The organism is Desulfonema magnum (assembly GCF_017377395.1).
In the GTDB taxonomy this organism is placed as follows: domain Bacteria; phylum Desulfobacterota; class Desulfobacteria; order Desulfobacterales; family 4be13; genus Desulfonema_C; species Desulfonema_C magnum.
Window position 1 is genome coordinate 4005286 of the sequence record NZ_CP061800.1, and the last position, 21634, is coordinate 4026919.

General features: G+C 44.6%; 17 protein-coding genes and 1 riboswitch. Of the genes, 8 read left to right on the forward strand and 9 right to left on the reverse strand.

Annotated features, from left to right (window positions below):
- Positions 1 to 383: 383 nt before the first annotated feature.
- The 3 genes from dnm_RS15540 to dnm_RS15550 all read right to left on the reverse strand — a co-directional run bounded on the left by dnm_RS15540 (position 384) and on the right by dnm_RS15550 (position 3482).
- A complete protein-coding gene (locus tag dnm_RS15540) occupies positions 384 to 998 on the reverse strand; it encodes a precorrin-8X methylmutase (RefSeq protein ID WP_207683541.1) in 615 nt (204 codons plus the stop codon).
- 168 nt (positions 999 to 1166) lie between these two features.
- Entirely contained in the window at positions 1167 to 2636 is a 1470-nt protein-coding gene (locus dnm_RS15545) for a cobyrinic acid a,c-diamide synthase CobB (RefSeq protein WP_337833607.1), read from the reverse strand.
- Positions 2637 to 2702: 66 nt separating this feature from the next.
- The gene (locus dnm_RS15550; protein ID WP_207683542.1) at positions 2703 to 3482 is read right to left on the reverse strand and encodes a sirohydrochlorin cobaltochelatase; all 780 of its coding nucleotides are present in this window, start codon (positions 3480 to 3482) and stop codon (positions 2703 to 2705) included.
- A gap of 164 nt (positions 3483 to 3646) precedes the next feature.
- Positions 3647 to 3859, reverse strand: a riboswitch (cobalamin riboswitch).
- A gap of 675 nt (positions 3860 to 4534) precedes the next feature.
- Between dnm_RS15550 and dnm_RS15555 the strand changes: the two genes are divergently transcribed.
- The 7 genes from dnm_RS15555 (at position 4535) to dnm_RS15585 (ending at position 10666) form a co-directional block, all read left to right on the forward strand.
- Complete coding sequence (locus tag dnm_RS15555; RefSeq protein ID WP_207683543.1) at positions 4535 to 5140, forward strand: FmdE family protein; 606 nt, start codon at positions 4535 to 4537, stop codon at positions 5138 to 5140.
- 153 nt (positions 5141 to 5293) lie between these two features.
- Positions 5294 to 6043: a sulfite exporter TauE/SafE family protein gene (locus dnm_RS15560; RefSeq protein WP_207683544.1), complete on the forward strand. Its 750-nt coding sequence runs from the start codon at positions 5294 to 5296 to the stop codon at positions 6041 to 6043.
- A gap of 148 nt (positions 6044 to 6191) precedes the next feature.
- Positions 6192 to 6416 (forward strand): hypothetical protein, encoded by a 225-nt coding sequence (locus tag dnm_RS15565; protein ID WP_207683545.1) that lies wholly within the window; start codon positions 6192 to 6194, stop codon positions 6414 to 6416.
- Positions 6417 to 6871: 455 nt separating this feature from the next.
- Positions 6872 to 7720, forward strand: a complete 849-nt coding sequence (locus dnm_RS15570; RefSeq protein ID WP_207683546.1) for a histidinol-phosphatase — start codon at positions 6872 to 6874, stop codon at positions 7718 to 7720.
- A 506-nt stretch (positions 7721 to 8226) separates the two neighbouring features.
- On the forward strand, positions 8227 to 8529 hold the full coding sequence (locus dnm_RS15575) for a type II toxin-antitoxin system HigB family toxin (RefSeq protein WP_207683547.1): 303 nt from the start codon (positions 8227 to 8229) through the stop codon (positions 8527 to 8529).
- Entirely contained in the window at positions 8520 to 8900 is a 381-nt protein-coding gene (locus dnm_RS15580; RefSeq protein ID WP_207683548.1) for a helix-turn-helix domain-containing protein, read from the forward strand. Before dnm_RS15575 ends, dnm_RS15580 begins: the two co-directional genes overlap by 10 nt.
- 848 nt (positions 8901 to 9748) lie before the next feature.
- Positions 9749 to 10666, forward strand: coding sequence for a hypothetical protein (locus dnm_RS15585; protein WP_207677842.1), 918 nt, complete (start codon positions 9749 to 9751; stop codon positions 10664 to 10666).
- Positions 10667 to 11098: 432 nt separating this feature from the next.
- Here dnm_RS15585 and dnm_RS15590 read toward each other — a convergent pair whose 3' ends face one another.
- The 4 genes from dnm_RS15590 to dnm_RS15605 all read right to left on the reverse strand — a co-directional run bounded on the left by dnm_RS15590 (position 11099) and on the right by dnm_RS15605 (position 16153).
- Positions 11099 to 12538, reverse strand: a complete 1440-nt coding sequence (locus tag dnm_RS15590) for a sigma-54-dependent transcriptional regulator (RefSeq protein WP_207677843.1) — start codon at positions 12536 to 12538, stop codon at positions 11099 to 11101.
- 50 nt (positions 12539 to 12588) lie between these two features.
- Positions 12589 to 13032, reverse strand: a complete 444-nt coding sequence (locus dnm_RS15595) for a sigma-54-dependent transcriptional regulator (protein ID WP_207677844.1) — start codon at positions 13030 to 13032, stop codon at positions 12589 to 12591.
- Between the two features lie 282 nt (positions 13033 to 13314).
- Positions 13315 to 14571 (reverse strand): sensor histidine kinase, encoded by a 1257-nt coding sequence (locus dnm_RS15600; protein WP_207677845.1) that lies wholly within the window; start codon positions 14569 to 14571, stop codon positions 13315 to 13317.
- 1 nt (position 14572) lies between these two features.
- Positions 14573 to 16153 carry an SLC13 family permease gene (locus dnm_RS15605; RefSeq protein WP_207677846.1) on the reverse strand — a complete coding sequence of 527 codons (1581 nt, stop codon included), beginning with the start codon at positions 16151 to 16153 and terminating at the stop codon, positions 14573 to 14575.
- 899 nt (positions 16154 to 17052) lie between these two features.
- Between dnm_RS15605 and dnm_RS15610 the strand changes: the two genes are divergently transcribed.
- Complete coding sequence (locus dnm_RS15610; RefSeq protein WP_207677847.1) at positions 17053 to 18945, forward strand: FecR domain-containing protein; 1893 nt, start codon at positions 17053 to 17055, stop codon at positions 18943 to 18945.
- 121 nt (positions 18946 to 19066) lie between these two features.
- Here dnm_RS15610 and dnm_RS15615 read toward each other — a convergent pair whose 3' ends face one another.
- Complete coding sequence (locus tag dnm_RS15615; protein ID WP_207677848.1) at positions 19067 to 20134, reverse strand: KamA family radical SAM protein; 1068 nt, start codon at positions 20132 to 20134, stop codon at positions 19067 to 19069.
- A 383-nt stretch (positions 20135 to 20517) separates the two neighbouring features.
- The gene (locus dnm_RS15620) at positions 20518 to 21468 is read right to left on the reverse strand and encodes a radical SAM protein (RefSeq protein WP_207677849.1); all 951 of its coding nucleotides are present in this window, start codon (positions 21466 to 21468) and stop codon (positions 20518 to 20520) included.
- Between the last annotated feature and the right edge of the window lie 166 nt (positions 21469 to 21634).

Here is a 21634-nt window from a genome sequence, read left to right on the forward strand (position 1 = left end):
GAAGTTTGTAGTTCCGCCTTTAGGCGGTCTGTCCCTGCAAATCAGAAAAGTTTGTAGTTCCGCCTTTAGGCGGTCTGTCCCTGCCGGACGGTCTCCCTGATTTCACGGCACCGCCTAAAGGCGGAACTACGAACCTTTTCGAATTAATCAGAGGTGTTCGATCTGGTGATTATTTTTGAGTTGCCATTTTTAAGAGGGCGTTTACCACACCTGCGGCAAGGTTTGAGCCTCCTTTTGTTATCCATTATCAGTGGATCAGAAAAGTTTGTAGTTCCGCCTTTAGGCGGTCTGTCCCTGCCGGACGGTCTCCCTGATTTCACGGCACCGCCTAAAGGCGGAACTACGAACCTTTTCGAATTAATCAGAGGTGTTCGATCTGGTGATTATTTTTGAGTTGCCATTTTTAAGAGGGCATTTACCACGCCTGCGGCAAGGTTTGAGCCGCCTTTTCTGCCTATATTTGAGATATGCGGGTAGTCAGTTTCTATGAGTGCGGCTTTTGATTCCGCAGCATTTACAAATCCTACAGGAAGCCCGATGATAAGTGCGGGCCGGGCTTTTCCCTCTTTTACCAGTTCAAGGAGACGGAGCAGGGCGGTCGGTGCGTTTCCCACCACATAAATCCCGTTTTCCATAAAGGGAATGGCAGCATCCACGGCAGCCTGTGCCCGAGTCATTCCGGACGCTCCCGCACTTTTTACGATACTCGGGGCATGAATAAAGCATGTGACACTTGATTTGAAATACTCCAGTTCTTTTTTTCGGATGCCGACCCTCGCCATTTCCGTATCTGTGATAATAGCTTTGCCTGAACGAATCGCCTTCAGACCTGCCTCAATCGCTTTGGGGTGAAACCGGACCGTATCCATATATTCAAAATCAGCGGATGTGTGAATCATCCGCCGCACAATATTCCATTCATGAGGAGAAAAACGGTGTTCCCCTGCTTCTTCATCTATGATTTTAAAACTCAATGCTTCTATTTCATCTGGTTTCATGGAAAATTTTATCCTTAATTAAGTGATTAGGTGTTAAGTGTTAAGTGTTAGGTGTTAGGTGTCAGGTGTTAGTATTCCAATCCTGAAATGCATGTCTTTTCTTTCGGAAAACAGAAGCAGACAGCAGATTCGGAATCTGTTTGGAATTTGGAATTTATTTGGAAATTATCATTTGGAATTTGTTATTTCCGTATTTTTATATTGAAGACATGCTTCCATAAAATGTCTGGCTGCATCGGGCTGGCTTCCAAAATGAAGATGAATGTAACTCCCCAGAGTGTTGGCAATCTGATACCCCTCATCGTTCTTTTTTATTCCGGCTCTGGCAGATACGCTGTAAACAGTTTCAATCTTTTGGGAAAATCCTGTCATTTCCGAATAGTGAAACTCATGCCCCCGAACGGTCTGGCCGCGTTTTCCGATGATCGTATCTTTTGCCATCGCGATTTCACGATATCCGAGTGCTTTTAAACGGGGAAACATGCGGGTGGCAAAAGGAAAACAGTTTGTCATGGGATAGGTATTGCCCTCAGTATCGCTGATCTCCCTGCAAAGGTACATAAATCCGCCGCATTCACCATAAATCGGCATTCCGTCAATGCTTTTTTCCCTGATCTGGTTCCGCAGATTCACATTGTCTGCAAGCTGCCTGGCAAAAAGTTCGGGATAACCGCCGCCAAAATAAATGCCATCCAGGTTTTCCGGCAGGTCATTGTCTTTCATCGGTGAAAAATATACAAGTTCCGCGCCGCAGGCTTTAAGAATATCAAAGTTGTCCTGATAATAAAAGCAGAACGCATTGTCCACAGCCACCCCGATTCTCACAAGCGGCGTTTTATTTGGGACATGCGGAGAGGACAAATCGTCCTGGGCAGATATTTCAGGGAGACTATCCAGCAGCGTATCAATATCTGTGGCTTTATCAATTGTGTCAGCAAGCATGCTCACGGCTTCATCTGATAAAAAATGATCGTTTCGCGTCACAAGGCCGAGATGTCTTTCAGGGATCGCAATTTCTTTTTCATGGACAACTCCGCCCAGACACGGCATGTTCACATTATGTTCCAGCGCGTCTTTCAGATATCTGAGATGCCCCTCGCTTCCCACATTGTTAAACAGAACACCGGCAAATCTCAGATCCTTGTCAAACCGTTCAAATCCCTGTACAAGTGCGGCCGCACTGCGGGCCATGCTTTTTGCATCAACAACCAGAATAACAGGAAGCCCCAGCCATTTTGCCATCTGAGCAGTGGAGCCAGCTTCGGTTTTTCCGTCATACCCGTCAAAAAGCCCCATGACCCCCTCAATGACAGCAACATCCGCATTTTCAGCATTTTTCCTGAAACATTCCAGATTATAAGCCTTTGAAAGCATCCAGCCGTCCAGATTTCTGCTTACCGCGCGGGTTATCGCAGTGTGATGACCCGGATCAATAAAGTCCGGCCCCACCTTGAACGGAGCAACATGAATGCCCCGCCTTGCCAATGACGCCAACAAGCCCAATGTAACCGTTGTTTTGCCGCACCCGCTCTTTGTGCCGGCGATGACCAGTCCTTTAATATCAACCTCCTTTTCTGGGGGCAAGGGGCGAGAGGCGAGAGGCCTGGGGGCCGCAAACCCCACAGCCTCACACCTCACGCCCCTCACCTCAACCCCCTTGCCTCAAGCCCCTCACCTCAAACCCCTTGCCTCAAGCCCCTTGCCTCAAACCCCTTGCCCCGGAATCACATCCAGCGCGTCCTGAATATGTTTGCAAAAAATTTCGACAATATCAGGGATAAAGCCGAGACCGCCTGTTTCTGCTGACACTGAAATTCCTTTTTCCTCAAAAGCCTCTTTCCAGGAATCTTCCTCTCCCATGAGATCTTCCTGAAAATGCACGCCCGCGACCAACATAAACGGAATCAGCCTTACGCTTTTAAATCCTGATTTCTTTACATCTTCAACAATCATTTCCCTTGAGGGGTATCCTTCTTCAACCAGACCGACATATATTTCAGGGCCGAATTTTTCACGAAATATATATTGAAGTGCAAGATAAGAGGACCAGCCCGGATGATCAGTGCCATGCCCTATCATAATTACCGCTTCATTTTCTATCTTGGAAAAGGCAGGATTGAATGCTTTAGCAACTGACTGATAATCTTTAGGATAAGATAATAGCGGAAGGCCAACGGATGTTCTGATTTCACATTCTTTGACCTCTTCAATCAGACGATAAAACTCGTGGCCGCATGTCAGATGCATGGACTGAACCACTGCCCATGAATGCCCTTTTTCCTTTAATTCAGAAAGCACCTGATGCGGATGTTTTATTTCAATATTCTGTGTTTTTTTCATGCGGTCTTTTACCATTCTGGATGAATAAGCCCACAGGATTTCATGGTCGGGAAAACGTCTTTTACATATTTCATCAATAAAAGAATAGGTTTCCAGAGCCTTTGTCGTTGTGCCAAAAGCAGTCATAACAATGGAAGGGTTCATAATGTCATTTTCCTTAAACGGTCATTCTATTGGAATAACAAGGAGTAAATAAAATTTTTCCTGAAACTTTCATAAGAAAAAAAAATCCCCGGACCGAAATAAATCCGATCCGGGAATGTTCCCTTTTTATCCTCGAGATCTTACGGCTGCCTCAGTCCTCGAAGGAGAAGCCGTTCGTTCAGACAGGTTTTCTGACTCTCGGATCATCCTACTGGCCGCGCCTTCCCGCCCGGCGAGAAATCATAATTCCTGATTCATAATCTAGGGGCAGTGGCATTTTGCGGTGTTCGTTCCCGATTACAGCGGCGGGTCCGTCCCCGATTCTAACGAGGTTTCCTTTGTGGCTCTGTCGGAGCCGCTGAACGATATTTGATTCTGATAGTTTTTGTTTAAATTTTCTATTGAAATATTAAATGAAAGTCAATAATTATTTATGCGTCAGTACTCAGAAAACTGTCCGAATCATTGTATGACTTTATCTGCTCCTATATTTTTATTGAATAAAAACGTCCGACATCTGATAAAGATGATCACTATATTTCTTAACAGGAATATAAAATAACTCATCGGTGAAAAAATTATCAAGGTAATGAAAGCTTTTTCTGATAAAAACCTTATGAATATAAGTTTATCATACCATAAGTTTTTTTATTGTATAAAAATACTTGACATCTGATAAGGATGATTCTATATTTCCCAAAAAGAATATATATGGTTAATTGCAAAATAATTGCAGTATCGTGAACTGTTCGTATGTGAAATACAGGCAGGCTTGAAACTGGCACAGCCGAGTGTTTCCAAGCAGTTAAATACCGGAAGCATACCGGACTTGTTATATTCAGGAAAGAGGGCTTTCGGGTAAATTATTTTAACAGCAAAGAGGACAAGCCTTTTGCATCAGCATGTTTGTAACACCGACATTCAGGACGCGAAGCGTCCCAAAGGCGTTCCCACGCTCTGCGCGGGAACGTGAAACGAGAAAGTATCCGAATTTTTATCTGTTGATTTTGGAAGAAGAGGCTAAAAAAACAATAATAATAAGGAGATTAAGAATGGAATCAAGACAAATTTTGGAAGAAACATTGAAATTTCACGGACATATCTGCTGGGCAAGCGCTATTGGCGCTCGCATCGGCATTGTCGCGCTTCGTGAACTTGGTGTTGAGCGGACAGGTATATCCGAGGAACTGCATTGCATCGTCGAAATCGGCGACAATCACGGCGCTCAGTGTTTTGCAGACGGTGTCCAATGTGCCACCGGATGCACCTTTGGCAAAGCCAATATTGAAAAAGCAGGCTGGGGTAAGCTGGCAATTACGCTGATTGACAAGAAAAAAGAGCAGGCTGTCCGGGTCTCATACAAACCCGGACGACATAAAATGGTTGCTGAATCCTCTTTTATGAAAAAACGGGCTGCGGGTATTTCGCCTGATCAGATTCCCCAGAAAGAAGCATGGGAAATGGTCAATATGCTCTGGGAGGCTCCCGAATCCGAAGTGCTGACGGTCGGCGAGGTTGTCTCCTATCCTTATGAAGACTTCGGCGAAGTCATGGGGCTGATGCCCTGTGAAAGTTGCGGAGAAATGGTATCCAAAGCCTATTTGCGGGTTGTCGGAGATAAGCATATGTGCATTCCCTGCTCCGGTTATGACCGATAAATTTAAAGCATTCACTTCCGAGTCTGTATTCTGTGTTCTGAACACGGAGAATAATAATCAGCATAAGTAACCGCCTTCGTTCCCAGGCCGGAGCCGGGGAATAAGGCGGAATTTCACTTTTTCGATCTTGCTGATAACCTAAGGAGAACATTCATGATAATTCCTGCTGTTGCCGGTGTCATCACATTTGTTTTTACCACGCTGCTGACCATTGCAGGCGTGGGCGCTGCATTTATTCTGATTCCGGTATTCATCGGGCTGGGCATAGATGTTCATGTGGCAATGGCAACCGCACTGCTGCTGAATTCAATTGCCATGATATTTGCCTCATACCGGTTTGTCAGAAACAAGCTGGTGATGTGGAAAGTCGCGGTTCCCATTCTGATTGTCGCAACTGTGCTTTCACCTTTGGGGGCTTATGTGAGCAAAGGGCTGGACCGGGAAGTGCTCCTCTGGCTTTTTGTAGGATTCCTGCTGTTTGCAGCCGGGATGATGCTTTTTTATGAACCCCGGAAAAAAGAGGCAGAAGCAGAAAAAGCCGGACAGATGGTTTATGGCGTGGCAGTGGGCGGGTTTGCCGGTTTTCTGGGCGGTCTTTTAGGTGTGGGCGGCGGAAATTTTATTGTTCCGGTGCTGGTCTGGCTGGGATATGATCCGAAAAAGGCCTCTGCTACCACATCTTTTATCGTCATTTTTTCGTCATTTGCCGGTTTTCTGGGACATGCTTCTCTTGGAAATATGAGTCTTCCGCTTCTGGGATTTACAGCAGCAGGTTCGGCCATAGGGGCGGTTGCAGGGGCATGGCTGATGACCGACAAGCTGAACCGGAAACAAGTCAAACTGATTATCGGCGTTGTGCTTTTGGGAATCGCGGCTAAAATGATTTGGAACCTTGTTTCTTAAATGATATGCTATTTAATTAACCGCGATGGGTTAAATTATGTCACAAATTGAACTGAAAAATATATCCGTTAAACAAATTCATTCACATAGTGAAGAAAAAGGATGAAAAGACGGATGAGGGGTCCCCCAGCCGGCAGTTGGCCGGCATATGTTAAAATTTCCTGATGACACAAAGGTCTCTGTTATGGGATTGGGCGATATAATGGCAGCGTTTTACGCTGAAAACAGAAACGCGACTTATGAGACCGCCGAAGAGATCATCAAAAGACTGGAAGATAAAAAAAACTATATCCCATCGTCCAAAAGTGTCCACAGAGAGTACGCTTATGTCCTACTGAGGGAATACAGAAAATATGTAAAAGATTGCTCCTGATGCGCATAACAAGCGTTCTTTGCCAGACGGGGTTTATTTGCCGGACGGGGTTTGTAACCCTTTATGAAATGTTTATGCTGGTGAGCCTGAAAATATTTCGGAAGGGGTTGCAAACCCCGTCCTGCAAAAAAAATCTCCTGATTATAACGGATTTAGGGGAGCCCGGCAAAGCCGTCTGCCCGGGGCTGAACAGATTTTCCGGTGTTCTCTCCGGAGTGCGAAAAATGTTTTTTCGCAATTGCAAAAATACAATTTTTGCACTCCGGATCCGTCCGGAGCTTCCTGACTCGGCAGCATCGGCCCTGGCGGGGGTCTGCGAATCCGCTGCAAACATACCGCCCTTACAGGGTCGGCCCTCCCCTAAATCCCTTATAATCAGAAAATCTCTTCCGACAAAATGTGTCAGGTGTCAGTTGACTGCTTGAGATGATAAAATCACAGAAAAGGTGGAATTCATGAATCAGCCTCATTTGGTTTCTGTTCACGGAGGTCACAGTGGTGAATTTTGTAACCATGCCCAGGATTCGCTGGAAAATATCATAACATCTTACATTAAAAAAGGATTTGCCTGGGTCGGCATCACCGAACACATGCCCCCTCCTGATGATTGTTTTTTATATCCTGATGAAAAAGAAGCGGGTCTTGACTCGGAAAAGCTTTATCAGCGGTTTGCCAGATATATTTCAACCTGCCGCAGCTTGCAGAAGAAATATTCATCTTCCATAAAAATTCTTGTGGGTTTTGAAACAGAAACATATACCGGATACAAAGACTTTATAAAAAAGCTCGTGAATAAATTTGAGCCGGATTATATTGTCGGCTCCGTACACCACATTCGTGACATACCGTTTGATATGTCGCAGGAACAATATGACCAGATTGCACTTGCATCAGGGGGGCATGATGGCATGTACTGTGAATATTTTGATTTGCAATATGACATGATCAATGCGTTAAGACCTCCTGTTGTGGGCCATTTTGATCTTATCCGGTTATTTGATCCGGAGTATTGCTCCCGTCTGAAAAAGCCTGAAATCTGGAAACGAATTCTTCGGAATCTGAAATGTATCAGTGAATTTGATCTCATACTGGATTTTAATATGCGCTCTTTATATAAAGGTGCGAGTGAACCGTTTGTGTCGGAACCTATTCTTCTCCAGGCTTTGGAGTTAGGCATTGCTGTTATTCCCGGTGATGATTCCCATAGTGCGGAGACAACTGGTCTGAACATAGAAAAAGGAATTAAAATTCTGGCAGAACTCGGATTTGATACCAGGTGGCGAATTCCGGAGTTTTCCAAGTGAAATGAAGACCTCCGAGGTTTTTAAAACCTCGGAGGGTCTTTCACAAACTGGTCGTGTCCCCAATTTGAACATCCTCCGATAGTTACCAAATTCGACAGATCAAAAAATTTCAGGGAAAGCCCTGAAAAGGTGCTTTGTTACAGCCCGGGGTAAAGCCTCTGCCAAAATATCAGATGAATTTAATTCTTGAAAAAATATCTTCGAGCTACTATGATTTTAATTTATGTTTTTCCAATTTTGCCTCAGAACGACTAATTTATGGGAAACCCTTGGGAGGCTCTGCTGAGTTGGTCAAATTTTTTCTTTCTGTTCAGATTAACTATGAACATTTTATGCCGGGAAGAGGATTATGTAATGATCCCATACAACTTCTTACTATATCAAGGAGTGAAGGAGTTAAATGTCTTGAGAAGCTGCCAGCTTAAGCCCCCGCCTGATTTACACTGTCACCAATTCACCCGATCTCCCAGTTCAAAAAAAGACATAAAGAAAGCCAGGAAAATACCATGCACATTATCGCCAGAAAAACACTCATTGAATTCGCCGAAAAATATCCTGATGCCAAAGCACCGTTGAAACGATGGTGGACAGTGTGCAGAAAAAACAACTTCGGTTCCTTTGCCGAACTGAAACGGACGTTCGGTTCGGCTGATATCGTACTGAATTGTCTGATATTCAACATCGGCGAAGGAAAATATCGGCTCGTGGCGAGGGTCAATTTTACGGCTTACAGGCTGTGGATAAAATATATTTTACCGCATAAAGCATATGAGAAACTAAATCTGAGGGAGGATGAAAAATGTCAGTAGCGAAAAAAATCGGACATCCGGAACTTTACCCGCTGAAAGCAATTAAAAACCAGGAGGAGTACGAAGCGGCGCTCATATCCATGGAAGTGGTGTTTGACAAAACCGAAGGCCCCCTCGCTGACTACGCGGAAACTCTCAGCATACTGATCGGACATTACGAAGATACTCATTTTCCGATTACCGGGGCTTCCGGTACCGGGGTACTGGAATTCCTCATGGAACAGAATGATCTGAAAGCGCAAGACTTGGCAGACATATTCGGCAGTGAGACAGCGGTTTCAGAAATATTGCACGGAGAATGTCCCCTGAATCTGAATCATATAAAACTGCTGGCAAAGCATTTCAATGTGGAGCCTGCCACGTTTGTGTGAATACGGCCTGTTTATCTGTTCGGATTAGCAATAAAAAAAGATTTGATGCCGAAGTTACAAATTTTTACTATGAAAATACATTTTCATCATTCTGATATTCCAAATTGACATGCCACCGTGCAACTTTACTGATAACATTCTTATATTTCAGATATAAAACCTTTATCCGGAATTTTTTACAAGTACCCAGCCTGCAACCTGTTAAAATCGCTGATACTCGATGATCAAGTTTTTTTCTGTCATTCCTGCGAAAGCAGTAATCCACTGCTCCGGAAGCGCAGCACCGGCCAAAAATGGATTCCTGCTTTCGCAGGAATGACGGGCTTTTTGCCCGAACCGGGTCAGAAAATTTGAACATCGAGTGATAAGTACCTGATCAAAAATTTTTTATACATCTTTTTTTCTGCGAGCGGCAGAGAAACCCGGCTTTTTCCTTTGTCGGATAAGCATCATTCCGGAAAAAAAAGCCGGGTTTCTTCCCCGGGCAGATATTAAAAACTTATGGTTAGGTACTTATCTGCAAAAGACCGAGCCTGTAAGACTTTGTCTTCCAAGTTACTCGATGTTCAAGTTTTTTTATGTCATTCCTGCGAAAGCAGGAATCCACTGATCCCGGCCCCCTGGCGTCACCCAAAAGTGGATTCCTGCTTTCGCAGGAATGACAGGCTTTTTGTCCGAACCGCGTCAGAAAACTTGAACATCGAGAAGTTAATAATCTGCGGCATATCAGGCCAAGTTAAGCAGCCAAACAAAAATGATAGTCCGAAAGACAACAGAATATCAGATAACAATCTGAATTTTTTGTCATCTTATTTTCATACAGATATGAAACAAAGGATATTTCCGCCATGCCCCAAATAACATCTGAAAAATGCGTATTACTCGCTAAAAAAATTGAAAAAATCCTCATAAACGGTTTGAATCTGAGCAATGATGTGCTGCATTACATTGACTCCACATTCTCAAATCCTTCTGTAAAGGAGCTTGAGGCGCTTATCAATGATGCGTCCGACTGTGAAAAAGATTCCTTGCTTGAACTTATTTTTTTTCCGGATGAATCTGTTCAGGTTCAGTTGGAAGAAATCCTGGAACGCCACGATTTTCAGAAGCAGGACAACGACAGGGTTATAAATTGTCTCTTGCTTCAGCCACCTGAAACAATGTTCTATTTTTCTGATAACAGAGGTGTTTTGAAAATTTTAATGCCGGATTGGGTTGCAGAACAGTTCATATCGCGTCTGAATATTTCAAAAAAACTGGATAAAAGGCTTGCTCAGGCCATAAAGCGCCATGTATCTGAAAAATACAGACAACGTTTCAAGGTAATGCTGAGAAATACACGATTTGTCCCCACTGAAAACAAAACGCTCTTTTTATGTCGTTTTTTTGAAAACACGGATGCTGAAAGCGATGATATTATCAGACAACTTAATTTTATTTTGGAGTTCCTTGATGAGCTCCGGGATGACAGGGACATTTTCCAATCTCTGGCAGATAAAAAGAGATTTTGCTTTCAACATCTTCAAAATCTGGTAAAATTTGAAGAACAGTTGCAAAAAACCAATATGGAAACATTAATCCTTCAGGGGGTGAGATCGCCATATACAAGCAGGGCCGATATGTTGGAAAAAATCACTATCATAGACACTGTCTGCCTGAGTATTTTTGGTAAAACAGCTTATTCGTCCCCTGATTACGGAAGCCTTGATCTTGGGGAATATTACGGAGAGGCAGACATGGAAAGAATGATAAGGACGCTTTCGTAACATCTGTATGAATTATAGTTTCTGAAAACCCGGGTTTCTTTGCCATGCCGCACACAGTCCGGAAACTTTTCGATCTACTGAGTTTCTGAAAACCCGGGTTTTTTATCTGTTTTCACTGAAAATATTTTCATAAACAGGGGTAAAAAACCGTTTTTTTTTATGACCGTTTCTTATTTCCCGATAATCAAGTTTTTTTGATCCGATCCGGCCGGACAGCCTGTCATCCCGTTCGACTGAACTCACGCCGAAGCCTGTGAAATCAGGAATCCGTTTCCGGCCGATGCCGCGGTTCTGAGGCTGTGGATTCCTGCTTTCGCAGGAATGACAAAAAAATTTGATTATCGAGTATCTGCTTTCCCTGTGCTTTAGGGAACGGAATACAAAAGGATCAGCAAAGTCCGTCAGAATCAGAAAAGGACATCCCAAAAAAACTTATGACCGATCTTCTTTTACAGAGGTTTCCAATTTAAGCCGATATTTCTCAATTTTGGAATGCAGAGTGGGTCTGGAAAGGCCGAGAAGCTTTGCCGCGCGGGAACGATTGCCTCCGGTAAATTTCAGCGATTCGCTGATGAGGATGCAGGCAAAATGATCCATGCATGACTCAAACATATTTTTACGCAGATTTGTGATCAGTTCCCGCTGTATGATCTGATGCAATATCTGATCCAGATTATTTTCGTCTGTGCCCTCGCGGGGCCTGTTCTCGCTGATGACCTGGGTAATATCATTCGGAGAAAGCGGAGCTCCCCGGTTGAATATCAGTGCTTTCTGAATAACATTGGAAAGCTCTCTCACATTGCCCGGCCACGAATACTCGGCAAGCAGTTTTTTTGCCTTGTCAGTAATTCCGGGGTTATCCATGCCCCCTTCCGCGGAATAACGGGAAAGGAAATACTCTGTAAGAAGCGGAATATCTCCTGCACGTCGGCAAAGCGGGGGAAGCCAGATCGTGACAACCTTGAGACGATAATAAAGGTCTTCACGAAACCGCCCGTTTGTAATCGCGTCTTCAAGGTTCCGGTTGGTCGCGGCAATAATACGAACATCCACAGAAATATTTTCACGCCCCCCGAGACGTTCAATACTTTTTTCCTGGATCAGTCTCAGCATCTTGGATTGTAAGCTGAAGGGCATGTCCCCGATTTCATCTAAAAAAATAGTTCCGCCATGGGCCTGTTCGATCTTTCCCACGCGACGATGGGCAGCCCCGGTAAAAGCCCCTTTTTCATAACCGAACAGCTCACTTTCCAACAAAGTGTCAGGGATCGCCACACAATTGATCACAAGAAAAGGATTGTTCGCGCGGAGACTGTGCTGGTAAACAGCCCGGGCCACCAGCTCTTTTCCTGTGCCGGAGTCTCCCCGGATGAGTACTGTGGCATCCGTGGAGGCTACCCGGCCAATAGCCTTGTAAACATCCTGCATGGGGCTGCTTCGCCCAATAATCGCTTCATGAGATGTTGTTTTATCAGGAGTGACGTCCATGTCCACTGGTGAACGCATAAAACGACCCGCCTCCAGGGCCTGTTTGATGACAATTAGCATATCAGGAATATCAAAGGGCTTGAGAATATAGTCAAAAGCCCCCATCTTAGTGGCCTCAATAGCTGTTTCGGTGGTGCCGTAAGCAGTCATAATGATCACAGGGAGTTTTGGTTCTATTTCATGTATGGCCCGGAAAGTCTCCAGACCGTTCATCCCTGGCAGACGCACATCCAAGATAACCATATCCAGTATTTTTTTTCCTATCACATCCAGACCGGATTCACCGGAGGCTGCGCTCTCCACGCTGTAACCCTCCTCGGTCAGAAGCTTATGAAAACTTTTCCGCAACTGGTCATCGTCGTCAATAATCAGAATGGTGCTCAATATTCAGATCCTCCGTTGTAGGGAACGATCTGAAACCGCCCCCTGTCATGTCAGAAAACTCCCCCGGTTTTTCTTGAAAGGAGTTTGGCTTCTGCTTTTCTGATACGTTCTTCCTGTTCATCTTTTTTCTTTCTGGCACCCTCCAGTTTTTCTGACAGATCATCAAAATCAGCCGGTTTTAAAAGATAATCAAAGGCCCCGAGTTTCATTCCCTCCACTGCTGTTTCCGTGGTCCCGTGTCCCGTCAGCATGATGACTTCGATCAGCGGAAACCGCTTTTTTATCTCTTTCAGGACTTCAATGCCATCCATGCCCGGCATCTTAATATCAAGGATCACCACATCAATATTATCTTTTTCGAGCAGGTCAAGGCATTCCTTACCGCTATATGCGGGCGTGACCTTTTCTCCGGTTTCGTTCAGTCTCAGGGAAAGCATTTCCACAAAATCTTTCTCATCATCAACGACCAATATTTTGGTTGGTATTTTAATCATGGCATGTTTTCTCCTTTATTTCAATAGATATAAAAAATTACTATATGAAAGTGTTAGGTGTTAAGTGTTAAGTGTTAGGAAAAATTATAAATTTTTCATTGTACTATAAAAAATTAAAAAAACGACCATGGCAGGTCTGAGCCGTAGATTCACATAGGTTACTGCAATGACTACAAGGAAGCCGGATAAGAAAAGAAAAAAAATGCCCTTCTTATCCGGTTTCCCTTTACAAAATCAATTTGGGTTGTCAACACGCTTCTGCATACGGATTATAAAAAAATTTTATAAACCAAGTTTTTTCCAAAAATCCGGCCGGCTGTTTTTTTCAGGTTCTTCTTCTGTTTTATGATACCGGGGCAGGGTGATGCAAAAGACAGTGCCTTTCCCCACCTCGCTCTCCACTTCGATGTTTCCGCCAAGCTTATTAATAATCCCCTGGCTGACAAACAACCCGAGTCCTGTCCCTTTGCCGGGGCTTTTGGTGCTGAAAAAAGGCTCGAATATTTTCTTCAGATTTTCTTTGGGAATACCTTGCCCGGTATCTTCCACCCTGAGTTCAACAGCTTCGGTGCTGTTGTTTTTCCTCTGTTCTCTGGCCGGAGAAGCCTGGGAACGAAGGCAGGCCGGAGCCTGAAAATGAGACAACACACTGCTGCTTATGGTGATCTTTCCTCCGGGAGAGGTCGCATGAATCGCATTGTTTAAAAGATTAATCAAGACCTGCCTCAGCCGGTAAGGGTCTGTCCAGATATTTCCCGCGGAAGGTTTTGTTTTCCGGACAATTTCAATATCCTTATTTACGACCTCCCTGTTTATCAGCCGGACCGACTCTTCCACCAGTTCCTCCAAATTTATCTCAGAAAGTGCGGAGTCATGTTTTTGGACAAAATCCAGCAACTGATGTGTAATTCTCCTGGCCCTTTCAACGCTTTTTTCGATTTTTCCCAACCCCTTTTCAAAATCTGCTTTTCGGGGCATTTCAGCGAGTTCTTCTTTTTTCAGAAGAAGTTCCATCCATCCGGTTGCTTCTTTGATGATCGCCAGCGGATTGTTGATTTCATGAGCCACGCCGGTTGCCAGGGTCCCCAGAGAGGCAAGCCTTTCCGTGACGATCATCTGCTGCTCCATTTTTTCCCTGAATTCCGCCTCCTTTTCTTTATCTTCCAGCCGCTGGATCTTCTCATAAGCCTGCTTGATTTTTTCCAGCAGGTGTTCCAGTTCCACAGGCTTGGTCAGATAATCAAAGGCTCCGGCTTTGATACCTTCGACGCCATCCGGCGTGCTTGAATGGGCGGTCAGAAGTATGACTTCTGTTTTCTGATACTTTTTTTTGATATGATGAAGAACTTCAAGCCCGTCCATACCTGGCATTTTAACATCCAGTATGACAACATCTGCCTGATTTTTCTCAAGCATCGCCAGACATTCTTCCCCGTTTCCCGCCTGTTCCGCGGAAAGTCCTCTTTTTTTCAGGCGTCTGGCAATGATATTCCGAAAATCCTCTTCATCATCCACAAGAAGAAGGCGTATGTTTTCCATATTAAACCAGTCCTAAGAGTTTCCACCATGTAGATGCCACCAATATCAGAACAAGCAATAAAACCGGTGTTGCAATCACCCCCAGCTTTGTGAGGTCAGAAGATTTAAAATACCGGTAACTGTAAGCAATGGCATTGGGCGGACAGCCAATGACCAGAAGCATGGCAAAGGAGGTGGCGGTTCCGAGACACAGCGACAGGACTCTGGGGTCAACGCCCTCCAGTATGGCCATGGGAATAACGATGGGCAATATCAATGCTGCGGCCGCCACATTGGCCATGGCATTGGTAACCAGTGCGCCAAAAACGCCGACACCCACAAACAGCAGAAACCATCCCCCGCCCTGAACCAGCGGAAAAAAGAGATAGGCAAAATAATCGGCTGCCCCCGAGTAGCCCATGGCCAGTCCCAGGGAAATACCGCCGCCAAAAATAAACAGGGCTGTTCCCCATTCAAGATTTTCATGAATATCATCCCATTTTAAGACCCCGGTGAGTACCAGTGCCGTAATTCCCAGCATTCCGGTGACAGAGTAATGAAAACCATGAAAGCCTTTGGTCAGCCACAGGAGGAAACACAGCGCAATAATGATAAGTGTCTTTTTTTCCAAAGCAGTCCACGGCCCGAGGTCTTCATCAAATGCAGGCAGTTTGTATTTGGGATTGGGACGATAGACAAAATAAACAATCAGAACAGCAATAGGTACGGTAAGAATAGCCGCGGGCATGGCGAATTTTATCCAGTCTAAAAAGGAGATTTCTATGCCGGTAAATTCTTTGAGAAAAGCAGCGGAAACCATGCAGCGGCCTCCGCCGACCAATGTGCCCATGCCGCCGCAGGAACAGGCAAAAGGAAGGGAAAGCATCATAAATTTTGCTGTATTGGTGTGCGGCTCAATACCTACCGCACGCATCAGCGGAAGCATGGTGACAATACCGATGGCACAGGCTGCCGCGTCATGCATAAAAGAAGAAGAGATGCCCAGCCCCATGGCGATAATAAATGTGAACCGGGTAACGCTGGTCCCCGCCTTTTTGATAATATAATATCCGAGACGTTTTGTAAGACCGACTTTGTCCAGTGATATGGCAAAAATCAGACAACACATGATGAAAACAACCACCGGATGCATATAAGGTGCCCACGCGTTTTTGACATCGGTAATTCCCATAACGACCAGGAACACGCCGATACATATGGCTGTGATCTCAAGGGGAATGGGTTCAGCAACAAAAAGAAAAATAAGAACTGCTAAAATTGCAAGAAATCGTTTGGCTCTCGGAGAAAGGCCGTTCACATAATCCACTTGGACGTCTTTCATATTCAGATCAGCGGCTTTTTCTGCAAGAAATGTCTGTCTGCCTTCCGGACTTCCCGGGGCTTTTGTTTCAACGATATATGTGGTGCTGTCTTTTTTATCAGCAGGAATAAGGGTAAAATGTTCCTGAACGGTCTGAAATAAGGCTCGGGTTTCGTCACCGGTGATTTTAAACTTTGTTCCTTCCGGTCGGGGCAACAGCATAACGATAATACCAATGGCAAGCCCTATACAGAGTTGAAATCCTTTACTTTTAAAAAACATTTTTTCTCCTTTTTATGGTTAGGTTGACAAATCAGTTTTTTCCTCATGTTACAAGAGGAATTTTCTTATTCTGTTCCAAAAAACTGATCTCAGAGGCGTATGAGATCGCCCGGATACCCATATTTAAATCAGGTTTTGCTTTCCGGACAGTTTTTTTTAACGAGCATGAAAAAAATGATTACTGCTATGAAAAATTTAATTTTTAAGCATCTTATTTTTATGGCAATTTTACAGAACCTCCTTTTTTTTCAAATATCATAACTGCCCCGGGCGTTCAGATGTAACTCAACATTTGAAACTAATAAGCAATCCTTGTGCCAAAAAAATAGGATCAAAAAATAAACCAAATAACCTATTAAAAAATTTAATAAATTTTGAAAAAAAATAAATTTTGGAAAGCTTATTAAAAGGATCAGGTGTCAGCTTTTTTTACAGAATGTAAAGATTTGAAAACAATGCCACAAAGACACAAAAAGACACGGAAAGAGCCTTTGTGAGACTTCGCGCCTTTGTGCCTTCGTGGTATTTATAAGCCGCGCATAGCGTCAGTTTTCCCCGAATTGGCATTCGGAGAGGACGGTATGCTCTGATATAATAATTTCAGTAGGTTGATCCCTCTCCTAAATCCGTTATAATTAGCCGGTTTGAAAAACACTGAGCTGAAAGTGTTTTTATCTAAAGCAATAACTAACTGATTAAATTTTTTCTTTTATATTAAAAAAAGCCAGGCGTTCTCCTCTGTGATGGGCTATTTTTCCCCCTGAAATACTCCCTCTGCCCCATTGACTTTTTTTTCTTTTCCATGAAATGAATAAAGTAAAAACAAAAACAGATCAGTTCAGGGGATCAGCGGAAAACTTACCAATTTTTTTAATAGGAGATAAAGGGAGATTTGAAAAATGAGAAAGAGATTTTTTACATCTGTTCTGATTATGATCATGGTGCTGCCGTTCCATGTCTTTGCCAGTTCTGATCTGGGAAAGGTCAGGATAGGGAATATCACAGCATTCACCGGAGAGGTATTTGTAAGGACGAACGGGGAGTGGGACAGACTTGGCAAAACACCTCACCCCATATACAGTTCTGACAAGGTTGTCACAAACAGGGGAAGAGCAGAAGTCAGTCTTGCTGACGGGGAAGTTTTGAAACTGGACACGGACTCAAATATCAGTATCAGTCAGCATAAAGAGAAAACCGGCGTGTTTTTTAAAGAACGGGTTAAATCAACTCAGATAGATGTATTACTTGGAAAAATATGGTTTGATATTCAGTCCCGGGAAAAAGGAAATCAGATAAAATTCAGAACCCCTTCGATGACCGCCCTTATCAGGGGGGCAAGCGGGGTGGCTGAAACAAATCAGAGAGGGGAATCGAATTTCGGTCTTATCAGCGGAAACGCTGAAGCATCAGGATATTATGAGAATCCGTCTGATATGAATCCGCCTGATGTGGATGAATATGCTGAAAATCTGCGCTCCGACTCAGGAAGGGCGAACTCTGATATTCAGAAATTGGTAAAAAAAGCTGTCCAAAGACAGAGGGCTGCCAAACGAGCCGTTGCTGACGCAACTGTCCGAATTAAAAAGACAGATGAAAATGATATAAGGGAAATGGCGCTTGCAGCAGCAGCCAAGGCTGAAGCTGCATCCGCACAGGCTGCTGCTGATATCCTGTCTGCCCAGGCAGTTCTGACGGATGCGGAACAGATGAAAGATGAAGATATGATAACCAAAGCTCAGGGTTTTCTAAATGACATCATGGACATAGCAGACAGGGCTGCGGAATCAGCGCAAATGACCGTTCAGATGGCAGACGCGGCATTGAGCGCGACAACACCGGAGATCAGCCAGGCTTATGCTGAGGCGGCAATGGCATTCAGCTCCGCGGCGGAGGCCAATGCAAATGCAACCAATGCGGCTGTGAATGTGGCAGAAATAACGGTTTCAGACAATGACGAAGAAGGGATGGAAGCTGCCAAGGGGGAAGTGGAGAAGGCAAAAAGACATGCTGAAAAAGCCAGTGCCGCAGCTCAGAACGCCGCTGCTCAGGCCAGAGCGGCAGCAAATGCTGACACACCGGAAGCTGTCCAGGCGGCATTGGCCGCGGCCGTTGCCAATGGCGCTGCAGCCTCTGCCAATGGGGAAGCATCCAAGATAAATGCCATCATCGCAAAAGCATTATCAACCAAAAATTCCGATTCGGTGTTAAAAATTCAGAATACAGCAGGCAGAGCAGAAGGTATGGCAGAAGAGGCTTTTGTCAGGGCTGAAAATGCTTCTGTTTTGGCGGAACGTGCTGCGAATGCCACAACAAAGGCAGGCGCACAGGCAGTGCTGATTGTGGCAAAAGCCCAGGCAGCAGCGGCAAAGGCTCAGTCAGCAGCGGCAAAGGCTTATGCAGCAGCAGCAAAGGCCAACGCCAATGTGGCCGTGAGACAGGCTTCAGGAGATGATAGGGGAGCAAAATTAGCACAGGTGGAAGCAAACGCGGCCGAAGCTCATGCCAGTATTTCTACCAGAGCAGCCCAGAATGCTTCTGGCTACGCGGAAATCGCATTAAAAGCGCTGACCGAAAAAGAAGCAACGGATGCAGCGGATGATGCGGATGATGCATTCGGAGATGCGGAACAGGCTGCAAATAATGCGGAAAATGCTGCAAATAATACGGAAGAGACAGAGGAAGATTCATTCACTCCCGGAACCGGCGGAGCCAGCCCAACTGAGAAGCATCAGTTGCCCCCGATTCAGACCAACCCTTTTCAACATGATGAAGGTTCTGCAAGCGATAAATAAATCAGACAGGACTTTTTGAGAGACAGCAGCAGAGGCACATCAGCGAATGTGTCTCTGCAAAACAGAAGTCCGTTTATTCCCAATCTATCGCACATTGGATTTCTTCAAACACCCGCGTTACTCAACCTTCAACCAGAGGATACTCAAAAATTTTCCCTTCATAGTTTCTGATAAGCCATTTCTTTTTTTTCTTTTCTATTACATACTCCGGAATAAGCGGTATTTTCCCTCCTCCTCCGGGCAGGTCAATCATGTATTGGGGGACGCATAATCCCGAAGTATGGCCCCGCAGTTCGTCCATAATTTTCAGTCCGGTCTCGGGCGAAGGATGGAAATGCATTGTTCCGCGCACAAGATCAGGATGATGGATATAATATGGCTTCACTCTTATCATAAGCAATTTTTGCATCAGTTGTTTCATGACTTCGGGGGTGTCATTGACGCCTTTAAGCAAAACCGTCTGGCATCCCATGGGAATGCCTGCATCTGCCAGCATATTGCACGCGGCCGAGGATTCAGGCGTTATCTCTGACGGATGGTTAAAATGAGTATTGATATACATCGGATGAAAGGCTTTCAGCATTTCGGCCAGCTCGCGGGTGATTCGCTGAGGCAGGGTACATGGCACTCTTGTGTGTATGCGTATAATCTCAACATGAGATATGGCACGGATATTTTTCAATATGTCTGATATGACTTCATCACTGAGTAAGAACGGATCGCCTCCTGAAACAATGACATCCCGGATTTCCTTGTGGCTCTGAATATAACGAAGTCCTTGCCGGATGGTTTCGTCTGTCACCACAAAAGGAACGCCCACTTTTCGCTTGCGCATACAATAGCGGCAGAACATGGCACACTGGGCAGACACAAGAAACACCACCCGATCCGGATAACGGTGGATCAGATTGGGAACAGGGGACTGGGGTTCTTCGGAAAGCGGGTCATCAGACAATCTGTGATGGTCATATATCTCAGCAATATCCGGCACAGCCTGTTTCCATATGGGATCATTAGGGGCGCGTATCAGCGACAGATAATAAGGATTGATACGCATGGGATAACGATCAATGACCTGCTGTGCTTCCTCCCTGTTCACAGAGAGAAGGCTTTCCAACTGATCGGCTGTCACTACGCTGGAACCGAGCAGATCATTCCAATGGGGTAATGCTTTTTTTTGATTGAACATCAGGGGGAATCCGTGTTTTTATGTTAAAAAAAAATTGCTGATTATAACGGATTTAGGAAAGGCCGGTAAAAAGCCCCGCAGGGGCGGCATATTGTAATGACAGGCAAACATGCCGCCCCTGCGGGGCCTGACAAACCTGCTGCTACAAATATGCCGTCCTTACAGGGCTTGCTCGGCCCTCCCCTAAATCCGTTATAATCAGCAGAAAAATCCAGTTTTAGAACACTCAGTAGATCGAAAAGTTTTCGGGCTGTCGCGGGACAGACACGGCGAACGGGGAAGAAACCCGGCTTTTTCCGGCGGGGGGAGCCTTCTGGCCGGGGAAAAAAGCCGGGTTTCTTTGCCGCACCGACGAGATAACAAGATAAACACCGCCTGCTCAATTATCTCTTCATCAGTTTTCTCAAATAAAAACGGTCGTTGTTATATTCTGAGATAACAATTTTGTTTTCCTTTAACATCTTTTCTATTGCTGAAAAAGTACCACCTGCTTTTTTCAGATACGCTTTAACAGCATCCTCCCGCATGGGATGAACAGATGTGATGCTTAAAATATCCGCTTCTATATTACCCGTATATGCGAACTCGTTTCCCTCATATCCTATCAGATATTCAGTCGTTAAGGAGTGATCTCTGAAAATCTGATATGCTCTGTTCACAGTCTGCTCATCAGGACCTTCAACCCATTTTTCCGCAGGCGGTCTTGTGGGAATACTCAGATAAGCTGCCGAAGGTCTGATCTCTCTGATAAATTCAGCCACTTTTCTCAGGTTTTCAATATCATCATTCAGGTCTCTGACCAGCATCGTTTCTGTTACAAGGTGTCCGCTATATTCTCTGGAAAAGGCGCTGATTCCGTTTAACATTGAATCAAATACGACCTTTTTATGGGGTCTGTCAGTTTTTCTCCAAATTTTCTCATCCAGAGTATCAATCTTAACAGAAACCCAGTCCGCTTTACTCAGGTCCTGCCTCACATCGGGCATGTTCAGCAATGTCGAATTGGTAATTACCGCAACCTTGAAGCCTGATGGTTTTAATAGGTCAATTAATTTTCCTAAATTTATATCTAATGTAGGTTCGCCATCAGGTACAATCGTCAGGTAATCAATAGGCTCATTATTAAAGCCGGCGTTCTTTATCTTTTCTTCTGCTTCTGCTGACAAATCATTCGGATCATAATATACTTGTCTGTCAGCTACCATTTTTAAAGATCTGCCTAACTGACAATACACACAGGAATAAGTACATATTTTGGGAGGAATATTATTTATTCCAACACTTTTACCTAAGCGTCTTGACGGGACAGGTCCGAATACTCTTGTCTTTTCCATGGGGTGTCTCCTAAAATAATTGCATTCTCAGCAGGTCCAAAAGTTCGGAGTTACGCGATCAGGCGGTCTGTTACGCAGGTTAACTTCATGATTTCACGCAACCACCCGAACGCTGAACTCCGAACTTTTTCGAAAGAATCAGGTGTTTTCGATCTGCTGATTCTTT

Coding starts and splice junctions, on each gene's coding strand:
- dnm_RS15540 (WP_207683541.1), bottom strand. CDS start 998: ATGAAACCAGATGAAATAGAAGCATTGAGTTTTAAAATCATAGATGAA.
- dnm_RS15550 (WP_207683542.1), bottom strand. CDS start 3,482: ATGAACCCTTCCATTGTTATGACTGCTTTTGGCACAACGACAAAGGCT.
- dnm_RS15555 (WP_207683543.1), top strand. CDS start 4,535: ATGGAATCAAGACAAATTTTGGAAGAAACATTGAAATTTCACGGACAT.
- dnm_RS15560 (WP_207683544.1), top strand. CDS start 5,294: ATGATAATTCCTGCTGTTGCCGGTGTCATCACATTTGTTTTTACCACG.
- dnm_RS15565 (WP_207683545.1), top strand. CDS start 6,192: ATGTTAAAATTTCCTGATGACACAAAGGTCTCTGTTATGGGATTGGGC.
- dnm_RS15570 (WP_207683546.1), top strand. CDS start 6,872: ATGAATCAGCCTCATTTGGTTTCTGTTCACGGAGGTCACAGTGGTGAA.
- dnm_RS15575 (WP_207683547.1), top strand. CDS start 8,227: ATGCACATTATCGCCAGAAAAACACTCATTGAATTCGCCGAAAAATAT.
- dnm_RS15580 (WP_207683548.1), top strand. CDS start 8,520: ATGTCAGTAGCGAAAAAAATCGGACATCCGGAACTTTACCCGCTGAAA.
- dnm_RS15585 (WP_207677842.1), top strand. CDS start 9,749: ATGCCCCAAATAACATCTGAAAAATGCGTATTACTCGCTAAAAAAATT.
- dnm_RS15595 (WP_207677844.1), bottom strand. CDS start 13,032: ATGATTAAAATACCAACCAAAATATTGGTCGTTGATGATGAGAAAGAT.
- dnm_RS15600 (WP_207677845.1), bottom strand. CDS start 14,571: ATGGAAAACATACGCCTTCTTCTTGTGGATGATGAAGAGGATTTTCGG.
- dnm_RS15605 (WP_207677846.1), bottom strand. CDS start 16,153: ATGTTTTTTAAAAGTAAAGGATTTCAACTCTGTATAGGGCTTGCCATT.
- dnm_RS15610 (WP_207677847.1), top strand. CDS start 17,053: ATGAGAAAGAGATTTTTTACATCTGTTCTGATTATGATCATGGTGCTG.
- dnm_RS15615 (WP_207677848.1), bottom strand. CDS start 20,134: ATGTTCAATCAAAAAAAAGCATTACCCCATTGGAATGATCTGCTCGGT.
- dnm_RS15620 (WP_207677849.1), bottom strand. CDS start 21,468: ATGGAAAAGACAAGAGTATTCGGACCTGTCCCGTCAAGACGCTTAGGT.